A 15,282-nucleotide genomic window follows, 5' to 3' on the forward strand; every position below is an offset into this window, starting at 1 on the left:
GCTACTTTCTGGGTGAAGGCTTTGATGTCTCCATAAGTGTTTCAGATGCAGTTTGTAGCAGGGCTAGAGTGAACAGGAAAACGCCCATTGCGCTCTGGGCGATAACCCATTCTGGCGCACCAAGCGCTGTTGCAATATTCAGTCCTAATATTAGGGCAAAAATGATTGCTGTCGCGAAGACCAAATCGGAGTCATTTGCGGATTTGGATTGCCATATTTGTATGATGTTCAACGGTGTGTGGGTAAACGCCGTTGGCAAACATACCGCACTGCGCACAATTGCAAATATAAGAAGAAAGCCAGCCCAGATTGCGATCAACAGCATAAGCATAGGCAATAATAAAATGAATATCAGCCTGCTGTCTAGGCCGCCGCTTGTAAGCCTCGCAAAAATGGCCAGTCCGCCCCATGCGAAAAATAATATCGCGGTCAGCACAGTGATAGCGCCAACAAAGATTATCCAAAACGTCAGTATGTAAACAATCAATGATCGCAACCCACCCGCCTTGTGGTAGTTGCTTTGTTTACTGAGATACCAAGAAACTGAGGCACAAAATATTATGATGCTCGTGAGAAGTGCAGCGGTTGCGCTGACAGTGCTTAACACGGTCAACGCGTCTTCAAATTTGAATGCCAGTACGCTTCGGGGCAGAAGATGTTTCAGGGTTCGTGCCATGATTGGGCCGCAAAAGTAGAAGATTATTGAAGAGCCCAAGAAGGCATGAATAGGAAGGCGGCTGAGGGCGATAATCGTCTGCATCAGTAATGGCATGCCCAGATCTCCTCATCGGTGTCGCCGCGTTGTGTGATAGATCGCCCAGACTAAGACAAGTGCGCCTGTGTTGGTTTGGCAGGAATATGGAATGGTCCGTTCATGGGAAATCATGGTCCGTAGCGGCAAGAAGGGCGAATCAAGTCGTGAAATTTGTATGATTTTGGTTGAATTTAGTGAGTGAAGGTTGGTTTTGCAGTTCTTGCTTGTGTGAACAAAAAAAGAACACACTGGTGGCGCAGAGGAAATCAGAATTTATTTGGGAATTTATGGGCCGCTTTGTCTTTGGGTGAGCTTACACCATATATAGTGGGCGTTTACCAATAAAAGGCTAATTGGGCCAAATTTCATAAACTTATCCACATGCTTCGGTCACTCGAATGCCCTTGAAGTCATGTGTGCGCTGGGTCATCTCCCAAATAATCCCTTGCCAGCCCATGCTTTCCCATGGCATCCCTAGTGCATCGGATGAGAACGAGACCACGGGGCACCAAACGACCCCACACAAAAACAAAACTCTAGCAGGTTTCATACAGGCACCTCGCTTTCATCAGACCAAGAGATCCGGCGCGCGAGCGAGCAGACATCCCCCCAGGTGGCGCGCGCAGCTGGACTTCCCGCCAAGCGGGACAATGGCGGCGGGTTGATCAGTGGCAGCAGATCAACCCGCCGTTTTTACATCCACCACGGGGACATGAATTCGGTGCGGACGCGCACGCAAACAAGGGACGGAAGCAGGCCAGTGGCACGCAGGTTCAGAGGCGAAAGCGACCATAAGGTCGACACGAAGGGGCGGGTATCCATACCAGCCTCTTTTCGCCGTGTGATCGAAGCCTGTGACCCCGATTGGACCGACGGCCTGCCGCCCCGCATCATCCTTGTTTACGGTGGTGCGACGCGCGACTACCTCGAAGGCTTCACGATAGAAGCCATGGACGAGGTCGACGACAAGATTGCAAAATTCCCCCGTGGGTCCGCCAAGCGAAAAGCGATGGAGCGTTTGTATTCCGCGCAATCCGTTGAGGTGATTGTGGATGATACAGGCCGCATCGTTTTGCCCGCGAAGCTCCGCGACAAAATCGGCCTGAATGGCTTGGCGCGCTTTGTGTCTTCTGGCGATACGTTCGAAATCTGGACCCCCGAAGCCTACGATGACAGCATCGCGGCATTGGATGATGATGGGTTTGATCCTGATCTTGATCCTTCCGTCTATCTGGACGGGGACATGGAATAATGTCGGACCGCGGTCAGGAAACTGGGCCACATATTCCGGTGCTGATCAACGCGATTGTCAAAGCCTGTGACCCTGTTCAGGGGCGTTGGCTGGATGGCACGTTCGGGGCAGGGGGCTATACCAAACATCTTTTAGATGCTGGCGCGGATCATGTCATGGGCGTGGATCGCGATCCTTTGGCGTTTGAAATGGCAGCCCCTTGGGTGGGGGACTACGGCGACCGTATTACACTGACGCAAGGTGTGTTTTCGAAGATGGACGACTATGCGCAGGATCTGGACGGCGTGGTTCTGGACCTTGGCGTCAGCTCTATGCAGCTTGATCTGGCCGAGCGCGGCTTTTCCTTTATGCGCGACGGGCCTTTGGACATGCGCATGTCACAAGATGGGCTGTCTGCCGCCGATATCGTCAATGAAGGCGCAGAAGAACACATCGCGGCCATTCTGTTTCATTACGGTGAAGAACGCGCGTCTCGCCGGATAGCAAAGGCTATTGTACGCGAACGGACGCTTGAACCTATCACGACCACATTGCGCCTTGCAGGCATCATAGAATCTTGTTTGCCGCGTCCCAAACCCAACCAATCCCACCCCGCCACACGCAGTTTTCAGGCGTTGCGCATCGCGGTGAACGACGAATATGGGGAATTGTTTCAGGGGCTTATGGCAGCAGAGCGGGCATTGAAACCGGGCGGAAAATTGGCGGTGGTCACATTCCATTCCGTCGAAGACCGGATGGTCAAACGCTTTTTGACCGCGCGGTCCGGCAATCAGGCCAACGCCAATCGCTTTGCACCCGAAACAGAAAAACTGCCTGCGCAATTTACAGTCAAATCGCGCAAGGCGATTGCCGCGGACGCAGATGAGGTCGAGATGAACCCGCGCGCACGCTCTGCCAAACTACGGGTGGCGACACGCACAGACGCGCCAAGCGGGTTGGTGGACGCAAAAGCGTTGGGCATGCCAACGGTCGAGGGCAAATAATGCGCACTGTATTGTATATATTGACAGTTTTAGGTGTCGTTGGTCTGGCGTTCTGGGCGTACCGTGAAAACTATGCCACGCAACAATCCTTGGCCGAAACCGATCAGCTGCGTAAAGAAATTCGTGCCAGCCATGCGCGGTTGGCCGTTTTGCGGGCGGAATGGGCCTACCTGAACCGCCCCGACCGGTTGCGCGAATTGGCCGACATCAATTTCGACAGCTTGGGGCTGCTGCCCATCACACCTGACCAGTTCGGCATGATCGATCAAGTGTCATATCCAGTGGTGGAAGACGACGAAACGCTGCCCATTACCAATCCCGTCGATGTGTCCAACACCGGAGACCAGCCATGATCCGTATCCCGTTACGCCCTCTGGCCCGTGTCCTTGAAGCACGTGAAAACGGTGTGAACCCGGACGCAATTGAACGCGAAAACAAACGCATTCGTCATGAAGATATGCAAGCGCGGGCACGGTCCCGCGCCGAAGGGCGTCTGCTGGTGCTTGGCATGTTTTTCTTTTGCGCTTTTGCCGTTGTGGGTGGGCGTATGGGGATGCTTGCAACCTCTGATCCGGTTGAACCACGTTCGGCCGCATTAGGGGCGAAAATCTCGGCGCAACGCGCGGATATTGTGGATCGCAATGGCAACTTGCTGGCCACCAACTTTGAAACGCATGCTCTTTACGCCCAACCGCACCAGTTGATTGACCCCGAAGGATCCGCCAAAGCACTGGTTGGTATTTTTCCCGATCTCGATCCTGCTCGGTTGCTAAAGGATTTCACAGGCGAACGTAAGTTTCTGTGGGTGAAGAAGAAAATCAGCCCCGAGCAAATGCAGGCCGTACATGATATTGGCGATCCGGGGCTGTTGTTTGGGCCGCGCGACATGCGCTTGTACCCGAACGGAACTTTGGCCGCACACGTCATGGGCGGCGCGTCTTTTGGCAAGGAAGGCGTGTCAGCCGCCGAAGTCATCGGCGTGGCCGGTGTCGAGAAATATTTTGACGAATATTTGCGTGATCCAGCCAATGGCAATACGCCGTTGGAGCTGTCATTGGATCTGACTGTGCAGGCCGCGGCTGAACGTGTTTTATATGGTGGTATGAAGCTGCTGAACGCCAAGGGTGCGACGTCGGTTTTGATGGATGTGCACACCGGCGAAGTCATTTCGGTTGTATCTTTGCCGGACTTTGATCCCAACAATCGACCACGCCCGATCACGCAAGGCGACAAGGGTGACGATCCGCTGTTCAACCGTTCTGTGCAGGGCGTTTATGAATTGGGGTCGGTGTTCAAGATTTTCACAGCAGCCCAAGCGGTTGACCTTGGGTTGGTCAACCCTTCGACCATGATCAAAACAGATGGTCCGATGCGCGTCGGTGGTTATCCGATTGGCGAATTCCGCAACAAGAACTACGGCACGCTTAGCGTTACCGACATCATCGTGAAATCATCGAACCGGGGTACGGGGCGGATGGTTTTGCAAATCGGATCAAAGCGTCAAAAAGAATTTCTGAAATCCATGGGGTTTTTTGAACCAACAGCTTTCGAAATTGTCGAAGCGTCGGGCGGCAAGCCTCTGTTGCCCAAAAGGTGGACGGATTTATCAGCCGTTACAATATCTTACGGTCATGGATTGTCGTCGTCGCCTATGCATTTGGCCGCCGGATATGCCGCCATTGCAAACGGCGGATTTGCGGTCACTCCGACCATTCTGAAACAAGATGGCACAAAACACGGCCCGCGCGTCATGAGCACCAATGCGGCCTCTGCTGCGCGCACAATGCTGCGCAAGGTTGTGTCCGAAGGCACAGCCAGCTTTGCAGAGGTCGAAGGCTACGCAGTGGGTGGCAAAACCGGCACAGCCGACAAACCGCGCCCGCGTGGCGGATATTACGACGACAAGGTGATTGCGACGTTCGCGTCCATTTTTCCCGCCCATGACCCCAGATACGTGCTGGTTGTGACGTTGGACGAACCGGTCGAGACATCAGGTGACAAACCACGTCGCACCGCGGGTTGGACCGCCGTGCCTGTTGCGGCCGAAATGATCCGCCGCGTGGCCCCGTTGTTGGGGATGCGTCCAACCGTTGAACCGGTGTCCTTGGCTGATATAACGCTGACCAGCAGCAACTGAGCCGAAAAGGCAGCGGGCATGGTCACTCCGATCTCTATCTCTTTGAAATCTTTGGGTCTGATGGCCGTGGGGGACGCGAATCCGGTATTGGGGTCGATGGCCGTGGACAGCCGCGAGGTCCGTCCGGGCTGCCTGTTTTGCGCTATGCCCGGCAGCAATATCCATGGGGCTACGTTTGTAAAAGCGGCGTTAGCCAAGGGGGCTGCGGCCATTTTGACCGACCCCGAAGGTGCTTTGATCGCAGCAGAGGCATTGCGCGACGGTGATGCGGCGTTGGTTGTGTCTGAAACACCGCGCGAAACCATGGCACGCACGGCTGCGTTGTTTTTCGGGGCACAGCCCAAAACGATGATTGCAGTCACCGGCACCAATGGCAAAACATCCGTGTCCACGTTTGTGCGCCAGATCTGGAATGAATTGGACCTTGAGGCCGTCAACCTTGGCACCACAGGGGTGGAAGGGTCGTGGACCGCCCCTTTGAACCACACAACGCCAGAACCGATCACATTGCACCGCACGTTGAAACAGGCCGCTTTTGAAGGCATCACCCATGCGGCGATGGAAGCGTCCTCGCACGGGTTGGACCAACGCCGTTTGGACGGGGTTGTTCTGAAGGCAGCAGGGTTCACCAATTTCACCCAAGACCATCTGGATTATCACAAGACCTTTGAGGCCTATTTCGACGCCAAAGCAGGATTGTTCGCACGGGTACTGCCCGAGGATGGCACCGCAGTCATCAACATGGATGATGCGCACGGCGTTGATATGGTGGCGATTGCAACAGTCCGGAGCCAAGGCCTGATCACTGTTGGACGGACAAGCGCGGACTTGCAATTGGTTGCACAACGGATGGATGCGACGGGGCAGGACCTGCGTTTTTCATATCTGGGAAAAACCTATCAGACGCGTTTGAACCTTTTGGGCGCATTTCAGGCTGACAATGTCATGCTGGCTGCGGCACTTGTGATCGCTTGTGGCGCAGAACCCGCCCATGTCTTTGATACGCTTGAACATCTCACCACTGTGCGAGGCCGGATGCAATTGGCGGCAACCCGCGCCAACGGGGCTGCGGTGTTTGTGGATTACGCCCACACACCCGATGCGGTGTCCACTGCGCTGTCGGCCATGCGTCCGCATGTGATGGGACGTTTGGTGGCGATTGTCGGTGCCGGCGGAGACCGGGATGCGGGCAAGCGGCCTTTGATGGGGCAGGCCGCGGCGGACAATGCGGATGTGGTGTTTGTGACCGATGACAACCCGCGCTCTGAGGATCCCGCCTTGATCCGCGCGGCGGTGATGAAAGGCTGCCCCCAGGCCACGGAAGTGGGCGACCGCGCCGAGGCGATTTTGCGGGCCGTTGACACCCTTGGTCCGGGCGACGCGCTGTTGATTGCGGGCAAAGGTCATGAAAGCGGGCAAATCGTCGGCGATGATGTGTTGCCCTTTGACGATGCAGAACAGGCAAGTGTTGCGGTTGCAGCCCTTGAAGGGAGATTGGCATGAGCCTTTGGACATCGGACGCGGCGGCGCAAGCCACGGGTGGCAAAGTCACTGTTGCGTGGAAGGCGACGGGCGTGTCCATCGATACCCGCACAATAGAACCGGGCGATTTGTTTGTCGCATTGGAAGCGGCCCGTGACGGGCATGACTTCGTCGCCCAAGCCTTAGAGAAAGGCGCCAGCGCCGCGCTGGTCTCGCGCATCCCTGACGGGATGGACGAAAGTGCACCGTTGCTGATTGTCGCAGATGTCTTGTCCGGTCTCGAGGCCTTGGGCGTTGCCGCACGGGCGCGCACGGATGCACGTGTGGTGGCGGTGACAGGGTCCGTTGGCAAAACATCGACCAAGGAAATGCTGCGCGACATGTTGGGCGATCAGGGGCGCACCCATGCCTCTGTCGCGTCTTACAACAACCATTGGGGGGTGCCGTTGACCTTGGCGCGGATGCCCGCGGACACCGAATACGCGGTGATCGAAATCGGCATGAACCACCCTGGCGAAATTGCGCCTTTGGCCAAGATGGCACGCCCGCATGTGGCGATGATCACCACGGTAGCGGCCGCGCATTTGGAAGCCTTTGACGACATTTCAGGGATCGCGGTCGAGAAGGCCAGCATCATGGAAGGGCTGGAATATGGTGGATCGGCCGTCATCAACAACGACATTGAAACGGCGGCAATCTTGCAATCCAAAGCGCATGACATGAAGCGCCGAGACATCGGGTTTGGCGAACACGGCTTTGATTACGTTTTGAAAAATGTGTCCATTCAAGGGGACACAACCGTTGTGCAAGCCGAAGCCTTTGAACAGCCGCTGCTGTTCAAGATCAACACAGCTGGCCGGCACTTTGCGATGAACGGGCTGGGGGCATTGGCCTGTTGCGAGGCATTGGGGGCCGATTTGGCGCTGGCGGCCGCGTCTTTGGGGCGTTGGTCGCCTTACAAAGGACGCGGTGCACGCGAAACGATTGTGCTGGATCCTGTCGAGACGCATCTGACGCTGGAATTGATCGACGACAGCTACAACGCAAACCCCACGTCCATGGCGGCGGCTTTGGAGGTCTTGGCCGCCGCAGAGCCAGTCGATGATGTCGGGCGCGTGGGCAAGGGACGCCGTGTCGCATTTGTCGGTGATATGAAAGAACTTGGGCCGGACGAGGCGCACCTGCATGCGGGTCTTGCGGACCTCGCGTTTGTTCAAGACCTGGACGTGATACACTGCATCGGTCCGTTGATGCGGCATTTCTACGATGCTTTACCCGATCAGAAGCGCGGGCAATGGGCGCAAACTTCGGATCAGATCGAAGTCCGCACAAGCTTGGATGCGGGTGATGTGGTGTTGGCGAAGGGGTCTTTGTCGATGAAACTGGGGCTTATCGTTGACGCCATCCGTAAAATGGGCCATCCCCGTTCCAACGCATAAAAACACTAAATCGTGAGTAGAGGGGGCGGTAATGCTCTATTGGTTGACAGCACTTTCCGATGGGGGGGACTTTTTCAACCTGTTCCGCTACATCACGTTCCGCGCAGGCGGGGCCTTTATGACAGCACTTTTGTTCGGGTTTCTGTTTGGGCAACCCCTGATCAACGTGCTGCGCCGCCGCCAAGGCAAAGGCCAACCCATTCGCGATGACGGCCCCGAAGGGCATTTTGCAAAGGCGGGTACACCGACCATGGGTGGACTGCTGATTGTGGGGGCTTTGACCACATCCACATTGCTGTGGGCGCGTTTGGACAACCCGTTTGTGTGGATCGTTTTGTTTGTGACACTCAGCTTTGCCGCCATCGGGTTCGCCGATGACTACGCGAAGGTGTCCAAGCAGACGACGGCAGGTGTTTCGGGCAAAGTCCGTTTGCTTTTGGGGTTCCTGATCGCAGGGATCGCGGCCTATGTCGCAGCCATCAACCACCCGGATGCTTTGCAAAACCAACTGGCTTTGCCTGTGTTCAAAGACACGCTGATCAACCTTGGCTACCTGTTTATACCGTTTTCGATCATCGTGATCGTTGGGGCTGCGAATGCGGTGAACCTGACGGATGGACTGGATGGTCTGGCGATTATGCCTGTGATGATTGCGGCAGGGACTTTGGGTGTGATTGCCTACGCGGTGGGGCGCGTGGATTTCACGGAATATCTGGATGTGCACTACGTTCCGGGCACAGGCGAAATCCTGATCTTTACAGCGGGTATATTTGGCGGCGGATTGGGGTTCTTGTGGTACAACGCGCCCCCCGCGGCGGTGTTTATGGGCGACACGGGGTCTTTGGCCTTGGGCGGTGCATTGGGCGCGATCGCGGTCAGCACGAAACACGAATTGGTGCTGGCGATTGTCGGCGGATTGTTCGTGGTCGAGGCGATGTCGGTGATCATCCAGGTCCTCTATTTCAAGCGCACAGGTAAACGGGTGTTCCTGATGGCGCCGATCCACCATCACTATGAAAAGAAGGGCTGGGCCGAACCGCAAATCGTGATCCGGTTCTGGATTATCTCGCTGATTTTGGCGATGATTGGACTGGCGACGTTGAAGGTGCGGTAGATAGAAACATACTTTTCACTTTTCATTCCCCTGTTATGTTACCTCAGATTGTAACGAAGGGTTTGGTGTGATGGTTTCTATTTTTGACTATTGGGGTGCGATTGTTGGGTTGATTTCGGTTGTCGGTGTTTTCATCGCTTGGCGGCAATGGCGTGCACCTTCCAACACAACGACAAACACTGCTGATAGCTCAACAAACGTTAAGCAAAAAGGTGGTGCTGGTACGACGCAGAACACAGCGAACAACAGCCGCGACGTGGATCAATCCGGCGCATGATTGGGCGGACTGATAATCAGGTAACTGACTCAACGGGCGTGCAACAGGCGGGGCGTGATATTCACGGTATTCCGCCCGATCAACACGAACGGATTTTGAACGAACGCCTTGCAGAACTGCGTAGTGATTTGCAGGATAAGTTTGACGCGATAAAACGGGCGGACAGCGCCGAGGCCCAAATTGAGATTATGACGCTTCAGCGCAAAGTCCAAGAATACGAACGCCGTGTCGCGAACCCTGAATTCGCATACAAAGAATACCAAGACCGGATCGCAGCCCTCGAAAAGCTGTTGGAAGATGCCACTGTCGATATCGGCGAAAATAGAATTCGTAATGCGCAGGTGGCCCTTGAAGGTGGGGACCATTCCAAAGCAGACGAAATCTTTGATGAGGTGATCGAGGTCGAAACCCGGGCAGCGCAACGCCTTGCGGATGCACATTTTGGCAAGGGTGTGATCGCCGAAGAGGCCGTACGCTGGGCCGACGCCGCCACACATTATGCGCGGGCAGCGAGGTTGGCCGACACTTTGGACACCCTTTATAAAGCAGCGCAATTTGCAAAACTGGCAGGGGACTACAAATCCTCCCTGCGGTTTGCAGAGGATATGGTGGCCAAGGCAAGGGCGGAGGATGACCGCCCGAACCTGTCACGTGGATTGGATCGTCTTGCAACTGCGTACCAAGAGACAGGCCAATATGAGCCGTCAGAGGCGCTTTTTCGTGAGGCATTGCAGATTGATGCGACCGACCAAGGAAAGACGTCGCGGACCTATGCCAGCGGCCTCAACAACCTTGCGGGTGTGGTAAAGGCACAGGGTCGCTATGCCGAAGCGGAGGAGCTGTACCGCGAGGCATTAGAGATTGATCGCGCGACGATTGGGGAGGGGCATCCAGAGTATGCCATTCCCCTCAACAACCTTGCGGGTGTGGTAGAGGCGCAGGGTCGCTATGCAGAAGCGGAGGGGCTGTACCGCGCGGCATTAGAGATTGATCGCGCGACGATTGGGGAGGGGCATCCGAGTTATGCTATTCGCCTCAACAACCTTGCGGGTGTGGTAAAGGCACAGGGTCGCTTTGCCGAAGCGGAGGGGTTGTACCGCGATGCGTTGGAAATTGATCGCGCGACGATTGGGGAGGGGCATCCGGACTATGCAATTGACCTCAACAACCTTGCGGGTGTGGTAGAGGCGCAGGGTCGCTTTGCCGAAGCGGAGGGGCTGTACCGCGCGGCATTGGAGATTACCCGTGCGACGATTGGGGAGGGGCATCCGAGTTATGCTATTCGCCTCGTTAATCTGGGATCCCTTCTGGGTCAGACGGGTAGGGCGACAGAAGGCCGTGAGATGTTGGAACAGGCCTTGGGGATATTTCGGGCCACTCTGCCTGAGGATCACCCAAACATTGCGACAACCCTGCGCCGTATCGCCGACCTGCCCGACACCCCCTAACCCCGCTAGACCCTTGCGCCAACCTGCGCTAGGCATGCCGCGACACATAAATGAGGCGCGCATGATTACGGTACTTGGTCTTTCTGGTAAAAACGTTGCGGTCCTTGGACTTGGGCGCTCCGGTCTGTCTGCGGCTTTGGCGCTGGTGGATGGCGGTGCCACGCCGGTGTGTTGGGATGATAATGAGGCCGCCCGTGTGGCCGCAGAAACGCATGGGTTGATGTGTCGTGACCTTAAAAAGCAAGGTGCGTTTGATGATATAGCGCGTTTGATCGTGTCGCCCGGCATCCCCCATCTGTACCCGGCACCAAACCCCGTTGTGACCAAGGCCTTGGCGGCTGGTGTGCCTGTCGACAATGATATCGGCCTATTTTTCCAAAGCTTTGCCACATCGGACTGGAACAATTTCGACATCACCCCGCAAGTGGTCGCTGTCACGGGATCGAATGGAAAATCGACGACCTCTGCATTGATCCATCACATCTTGGAACATGTGGGCCGCCCGTGTCAGTTGGCGGGCAACATCGGACGGGGCGTTCTGGATATTGATCCGCCCATTGACGGGGAAGTGGTGGTGCTGGAACTGTCGTCGTATCAGACTGAATTGGCGCGCAGCCTCACACCGGACATTGCCGTCTTTACCAACCTGTCCCCCGACCATCTGGACCGGCATCACGGGATGGGCGGGTACTTTGCGGCCAAGCGGCGGTTGTTTGCGGAAGGTGGTCCTGACCGTGCCATTATCGGTGTGGACGAAGACGAAGGGCGCTTTTTGGCAGGGCAACTGTCCGAAGGGCCAACAGATGACCGTGTCATGCGGATTTCGGTCGAGGAAAAGCTGACAGGGCCGGGGTGGCAGGTCTTTGCACGCAAAGGGTTCTTATCGGAGTACCGCAAGGGACGGCAAGCGGCGTCGATTGATTTGCGCGGCGTTGCGGGATTGCCCGGCGCGCACAACCACCAAAACGCCTGCGCGGCCTATGCGGCCTGTCGTGCTTTGGGCTTGGCCCCGAAGGTGATCGAAGCGGCGTTTCATACGTTCGGCGGTTTGCCGCACCGCTCACAAACCATCGCCGAGGCGCAGGGCGTGCGCTATGTCAACGACAGCAAAGCCACCAACGTGGACAGCGCAGCCAAGGCTTTGCAGGCGTTTAAGCGCATTCGCTGGATCTGCGGTGGGCTACAAAAAGAAGGTGGGCTTGAGGGGCTAAACGCAGTGTCTGGCGAGGTGCTGAAAGCCTATGTGATTGGACGCGAAGCTGCACAATTTGCCATGCAACTTGATACTGAGACCCAAGTGTGCACGACAATGGCTGAGGCCGTTGCGTCAGCAATGGCGGATGCTGAGGCAGGGGATGTTGTGTTGTTGGCACCGGCCGCCGCCAGCTTTGACCAATACGATAGCTTTGAGAAGCGCGGCGACGATTTTGCAGCTCAGGTTATGGCGCGGCTGTCCGACTAGGGATGCGTTTTGGTCTTGTCGTGCAGTGGTTCTGCTGTGGCCCGCGACCAACGCAGCATACGTTCCGTCGCATAGAGTGGGCCCAGCAAAATCAGCGCTGCAAACATAATAAACACGGCGAACGCGGCCGCGATGGAAAACACCCTAACAAAACACATCAGCCCGCGTTCTGTGCCATCAAACACCTCTAGCAGCGAACCGTGCACGCCGATGATGTAGACAAAGGCTGGCACGACAGTCAGAAAAATCAGCGTAATGCGTCCGCTGAATGGGTTGCTTGCATCACCGTTCACGGGTGTTTGCTGTCCACGTAACTTGGTCAATGCCACCAAAAGCAACACGATCGGCATAGCCGACGTCAGAAACAAAGGGTTGCCTTGCCCTTGGACAAATTGGTCTTTGATGGCGTGCCAGTAGGCCCAGACCGAAAGCTCCAGGTTGCTGACGGCCCAAACAAGCCAGGTCAATCTGTCGGCAATGATCTGGACAAATCCCGCAAAGATCAGTCCCAAATCAAAAGTTATGCCTTGAAAGATCAACGTCACAGATGCGTCTGCTGCAAGAATAGCCAGCGTTGTTACAAACAAAATGATGGCATCTGCATTTGCCAGCGTGGCGAAAATACCTTTGTCGCGAAAGAAGGACGTGCAAAACAACAACAGGCACATGTCCATAAAGAAAACCACCAGATCACGGCCAGCCACCTGCCACAAACCTGCAAAGTCGTAGACACGCAGCAAGTCCCCCCACAATGTCCCATCCGCCGGTTCCCCGGTTGTTAAAAAGCTGACACCTGTGGGCATGAACAAATTGCATGAAATCACCAGAATAAAGGCCCAGTAGGTTATCATCAGGGCCCATGCGATGGCCTCGCGAAGGCAGGGCCAAAACCGTTGGGTCTTGATCAGGGTCGTGTTGGTTTTAAGGGTGGCAAACAAGGCAATAAAGATCAGCGGTGCCAAGGTGGCCTGCAACATAAAATAGGTGATCACCGCGTCGCCCACAAGCACAGCAAAAATCCCCCAAAGTATTGCGAACCACTTGGTGTAGGTCCACAGGCGGCTTGGCGGCAAGGCCATGTATCCGATGATGTTATCGCTCATAGGCTGCGCGCACAGGCCATGCCCGAGGCCCATGCCCATTGAAAGTTGTACCCCCCAAGCCAGCCTGTCACATCCACCGCTTCGCCGATGAAATACAAGCCCGGCACGGTCTTGCATTCCATGGTTTTCGACGACAGCGTGTTGGTGTCGATCCCGCCCAGCGTCACCTCGGCGGTGCGATACCCTTCGGTGCCGTTGGGGGTCAGCTGCCAGTTCTGCAACGCCTCGCAGATTTGCCGAAGCCGTGCGTCGGATTGATCGGCAAGGTTTCCGTTTAGGGCCAGCTCGTCCGTTAGAAATTCAACCAGCCGCCCCGGCAGTAATGTGGCCAGTTCCGTCGTCAGGTTCTTGCGTCCCGAAGTCTGACGTTTGTCGCGCAGCGCCTGCATCAGTGTGTTGGCGGGGTCGATATTCAACGTGATCACGTCGCCCTCAACCCAATAGCTTGAGGCCTGCAAAACAGCGGGGCCAGACAGACCACGGTGCGTAAACAACATCGCTTCGTCGAATTGTCCCGCCCCCGCAGTTACGCGGGACTGCAAAGCGACGCCAGCCAACGGCGTAAACCGGTTTTCGGGGAAGGTAAAAGGCACAAGGGCAGGGCGGATGTCAGTCACAGGAATATTGAATTGGTGCGCCACATCATAGGCGAACCCGGTGGCCCCCATTTTCGGGATTGATTTGCCGCCTGTTGCGATAACAAGGTTTTTGAAAGAGAGACGCGTTTGCGTGCTGCCAGTCACCAACGTGGCGCTGTACCCGCCGTCATTTTGTTCAATTGCCTTCACGCTGGTTTCAAGCCGGACCTCAGCGTCGTTTTTGGCGCATAGATCCAGCAGCATGGCGACAATGTCTTTGGCAGAGACGTCACAAAAAAGCTGGCCCAACGTCTTTTCGTGCCATTTGATGCCGTAGCTGTCCACCAGTTCGACAAAATCCCATTGCGTGTACCGCGCCAGCGCTGATTTGGCGAAGTGGGGATTTTGCGACAAAAAGGCGTGGGCCTCGCAATACATGTTGGTGAAATTACAGCGGCCCCCGCCAGAAATGCGGATTTTCTCGCCCGGCTTTTTGGCGTGATCCACGATCAGCACGTGTCCGGGGGCATGGGCCGCACACATCAGGCCCGCAGCGCCCGCGCCAATGATTAACGTGTCAATTTTCATGGTTTTGCAGTGCCAGAGCGGCCCAAAGGGGTCAAGCCGTCTTGGCAAATGCCGCGTAGCCTACGACGGTTTGGATAATCAACGAAGGATTTGATCATGCACGCACTTAACACAGGTGAAGTTTTCCCAACGCAAGACGTGGCGGCACTGGGGGGAGGCCGGCTTTCACTGGGCACGCCATCAAAGGGTTTCGACTGGCAATTGTTGATCATTTACCGTGGGTTGCACTGCCCTTTGTGTGTGGAATACTTGGCGGATCTTGAAGCACTTTTACCTGACTTTCATGCCGCAGGCTGTGATGCGGTTGTGGCGTCAGGAGATCCGCAAGACAAAGCCGCAAAAATGCAATCCGAATGCGCACTCAGCATGCCGGTCGGGTATGGATTGACGACAGATCAGATGATTTCGATGGGGCTTTATGTGTCAAATCCGCGCTCTCCCCAAGAGGCAGACGGTCGTGCTTTTGCAGAACCGGGGTTGTTCGTGATTATGCCGGAAGGTGTCTTGCGGATGGTGGATATTTCCAATGCGCCTTTCCTGCGCCCGCCGCTGGCCAATGTGTTGCGCGGAATGAAAGCGAACCAGTCCGACGACTACCCGACACGTGGTACATTTGGCCGGTAACAGCGCGTAACTCCTGCGGGCTGATCCCCAAGACACGCAAG

Annotated in this window: 14 protein-coding genes; 11 read left to right on the plus strand and 3 right to left on the minus strand. The window is 55.9% G+C overall.

Annotated elements, in window-relative coordinates; genetic code table 11:
- Nucleotide 1 precedes the first annotated feature (1 nt).
- The gene (locus ABJL60_RS03185; RefSeq protein ID WP_348285225.1) at nt 2-772 is read right to left on the minus strand and encodes a hypothetical protein; all 771 of its coding nucleotides are present in this window, start codon (nt 770-772) and stop codon (nt 2-4) included.
- Between the two features lie 742 nt (nt 773-1,514).
- Here ABJL60_RS03185 and mraZ point away from each other — a divergent pair.
- The 10 genes from mraZ to murD all read left to right on the plus strand — a co-directional run bounded on the left by mraZ (nt 1,515) and on the right by murD (nt 12,348).
- The gene (gene mraZ, locus ABJL60_RS03190; protein WP_348374741.1) at nt 1,515-2,006 is read left to right on the plus strand and encodes a division/cell wall cluster transcriptional repressor MraZ; all 492 of its coding nucleotides are present in this window, start codon (nt 1,515-1,517) and stop codon (nt 2,004-2,006) included.
- On the plus strand, nt 2,006-2,989 hold the full coding sequence (gene rsmH, locus ABJL60_RS03195; RefSeq protein WP_348374743.1) for a 16S rRNA (cytosine(1402)-N(4))-methyltransferase RsmH: 984 nt from the start codon (nt 2,006-2,008) through the stop codon (nt 2,987-2,989). The genes mraZ and rsmH overlap by 1 nt, the downstream gene beginning before the upstream one ends.
- Nucleotides 2,989-3,342, plus strand: coding sequence for a cell division protein FtsL (locus ABJL60_RS03200; RefSeq protein ID WP_108828873.1), 354 nt, complete (start codon nt 2,989-2,991; stop codon nt 3,340-3,342). Before rsmH ends, ABJL60_RS03200 begins: the two co-directional genes overlap by 1 nt.
- Nucleotides 3,339-5,126 (plus strand): penicillin-binding protein 2, encoded by a 1,788-nt coding sequence (locus ABJL60_RS03205; RefSeq protein WP_348287243.1) that lies wholly within the window; start codon nt 3,339-3,341, stop codon nt 5,124-5,126. Before ABJL60_RS03200 ends, ABJL60_RS03205 begins: the two co-directional genes overlap by 4 nt.
- Before the next feature lie 18 nt (nt 5,127-5,144).
- Nucleotides 5,145-6,629, plus strand: coding sequence for a UDP-N-acetylmuramoyl-L-alanyl-D-glutamate--2,6-diaminopimelate ligase (locus ABJL60_RS03210; RefSeq protein ID WP_348374745.1), 1,485 nt, complete (start codon nt 5,145-5,147; stop codon nt 6,627-6,629).
- The gene (murF, locus tag ABJL60_RS03215; protein ID WP_348374747.1) at nt 6,626-8,047 is read left to right on the plus strand and encodes a UDP-N-acetylmuramoyl-tripeptide--D-alanyl-D-alanine ligase; all 1,422 of its coding nucleotides are present in this window, start codon (nt 6,626-6,628) and stop codon (nt 8,045-8,047) included. The genes ABJL60_RS03210 and murF overlap by 4 nt, the downstream gene beginning before the upstream one ends.
- Nucleotides 8,048-8,078: 31 nt before the next feature.
- On the plus strand, nt 8,079-9,161 hold the full coding sequence (gene mraY / locus ABJL60_RS03220) for a phospho-N-acetylmuramoyl-pentapeptide-transferase (protein ID WP_348287239.1): 1,083 nt from the start codon (nt 8,079-8,081) through the stop codon (nt 9,159-9,161).
- A 70-nt stretch (nt 9,162-9,231) separates the two neighbouring features.
- Nucleotides 9,232-9,438: a hypothetical protein gene (locus ABJL60_RS03225; protein ID WP_348374749.1), complete on the plus strand. Its 207-nt coding sequence runs from the start codon at nt 9,232-9,234 to the stop codon at nt 9,436-9,438.
- Nucleotides 9,435-10,886: a tetratricopeptide repeat protein gene (locus ABJL60_RS03230; protein WP_348374751.1), complete on the plus strand. Its 1,452-nt coding sequence runs from the start codon at nt 9,435-9,437 to the stop codon at nt 10,884-10,886. The genes ABJL60_RS03225 and ABJL60_RS03230 overlap by 4 nt, the downstream gene beginning before the upstream one ends.
- A 61-nt stretch (nt 10,887-10,947) precedes the next feature.
- Nucleotides 10,948-12,348: a UDP-N-acetylmuramoyl-L-alanine--D-glutamate ligase gene (gene murD / locus ABJL60_RS03235; RefSeq protein ID WP_348374753.1), complete on the plus strand. Its 1,401-nt coding sequence runs from the start codon at nt 10,948-10,950 to the stop codon at nt 12,346-12,348.
- Here the strand turns inward: murD and ABJL60_RS03240 are convergent.
- Together ABJL60_RS03240 and ABJL60_RS03245 are read right to left on the minus strand one after the other, a co-directional pair.
- Nucleotides 12,345-13,451: a hypothetical protein gene (locus ABJL60_RS03240; RefSeq protein WP_348374755.1), complete on the minus strand. Its 1,107-nt coding sequence runs from the start codon at nt 13,449-13,451 to the stop codon at nt 12,345-12,347. The genes murD and ABJL60_RS03240 overlap by 4 nt on opposite strands.
- The gene (locus ABJL60_RS03245; RefSeq protein ID WP_348374757.1) at nt 13,448-14,617 is read right to left on the minus strand and encodes an NAD(P)/FAD-dependent oxidoreductase; all 1,170 of its coding nucleotides are present in this window, start codon (nt 14,615-14,617) and stop codon (nt 13,448-13,450) included. Before ABJL60_RS03245 ends, ABJL60_RS03240 begins: the two co-directional genes overlap by 4 nt.
- A 96-nt stretch (nt 14,618-14,713) precedes the next feature.
- Between ABJL60_RS03245 and ABJL60_RS03250 the strand changes: the two genes are divergently transcribed.
- Entirely contained in the window at nt 14,714-15,241 is a 528-nt protein-coding gene (locus ABJL60_RS03250) for a redoxin domain-containing protein (protein WP_348287228.1), read from the plus strand.
- Nucleotides 15,242-15,282 lie beyond the last annotated feature (41 nt).

This window comes from Ascidiaceihabitans sp. (genome assembly GCF_039986515.1).
Lineage (GTDB): Bacteria > Pseudomonadota > Alphaproteobacteria > Rhodobacterales > Rhodobacteraceae > Ascidiaceihabitans.

Bases quoted from the DNA above. Each gene is read 5' to 3' on its own strand.
- ABJL60_RS03185 (WP_348285225.1), bottom strand. From the start codon at position 772: ATGCCATTACTGATGCAGACGATTATCGCCCTCAGCCGCCTTCCTATT.
- rsmH (WP_348374743.1), top strand. From the start codon at position 2,006: ATGTCGGACCGCGGTCAGGAAACTGGGCCACATATTCCGGTGCTGATC.
- ABJL60_RS03200 (WP_108828873.1), top strand. From the start codon at position 2,989: ATGCGCACTGTATTGTATATATTGACAGTTTTAGGTGTCGTTGGTCTG.
- ABJL60_RS03205 (WP_348287243.1), top strand. From the start codon at position 3,339: ATGATCCGTATCCCGTTACGCCCTCTGGCCCGTGTCCTTGAAGCACGT.
- ABJL60_RS03210 (WP_348374745.1), top strand. From the start codon at position 5,145: ATGGTCACTCCGATCTCTATCTCTTTGAAATCTTTGGGTCTGATGGCC.
- murF (WP_348374747.1), top strand. From the start codon at position 6,626: ATGAGCCTTTGGACATCGGACGCGGCGGCGCAAGCCACGGGTGGCAAA.
- mraY (WP_348287239.1), top strand. From the start codon at position 8,079: ATGCTCTATTGGTTGACAGCACTTTCCGATGGGGGGGACTTTTTCAAC.
- ABJL60_RS03225 (WP_348374749.1), top strand. From the start codon at position 9,232: ATGGTTTCTATTTTTGACTATTGGGGTGCGATTGTTGGGTTGATTTCG.
- ABJL60_RS03230 (WP_348374751.1), top strand. From the start codon at position 9,435: ATGATTGGGCGGACTGATAATCAGGTAACTGACTCAACGGGCGTGCAA.
- murD (WP_348374753.1), top strand. From the start codon at position 10,948: ATGATTACGGTACTTGGTCTTTCTGGTAAAAACGTTGCGGTCCTTGGA.
- ABJL60_RS03240 (WP_348374755.1), bottom strand. From the start codon at position 13,451: ATGAGCGATAACATCATCGGATACATGGCCTTGCCGCCAAGCCGCCTG.
- ABJL60_RS03245 (WP_348374757.1), bottom strand. From the start codon at position 14,617: ATGAAAATTGACACGTTAATCATTGGCGCGGGCGCTGCGGGCCTGATG.
- ABJL60_RS03250 (WP_348287228.1), top strand. From the start codon at position 14,714: ATGCACGCACTTAACACAGGTGAAGTTTTCCCAACGCAAGACGTGGCG.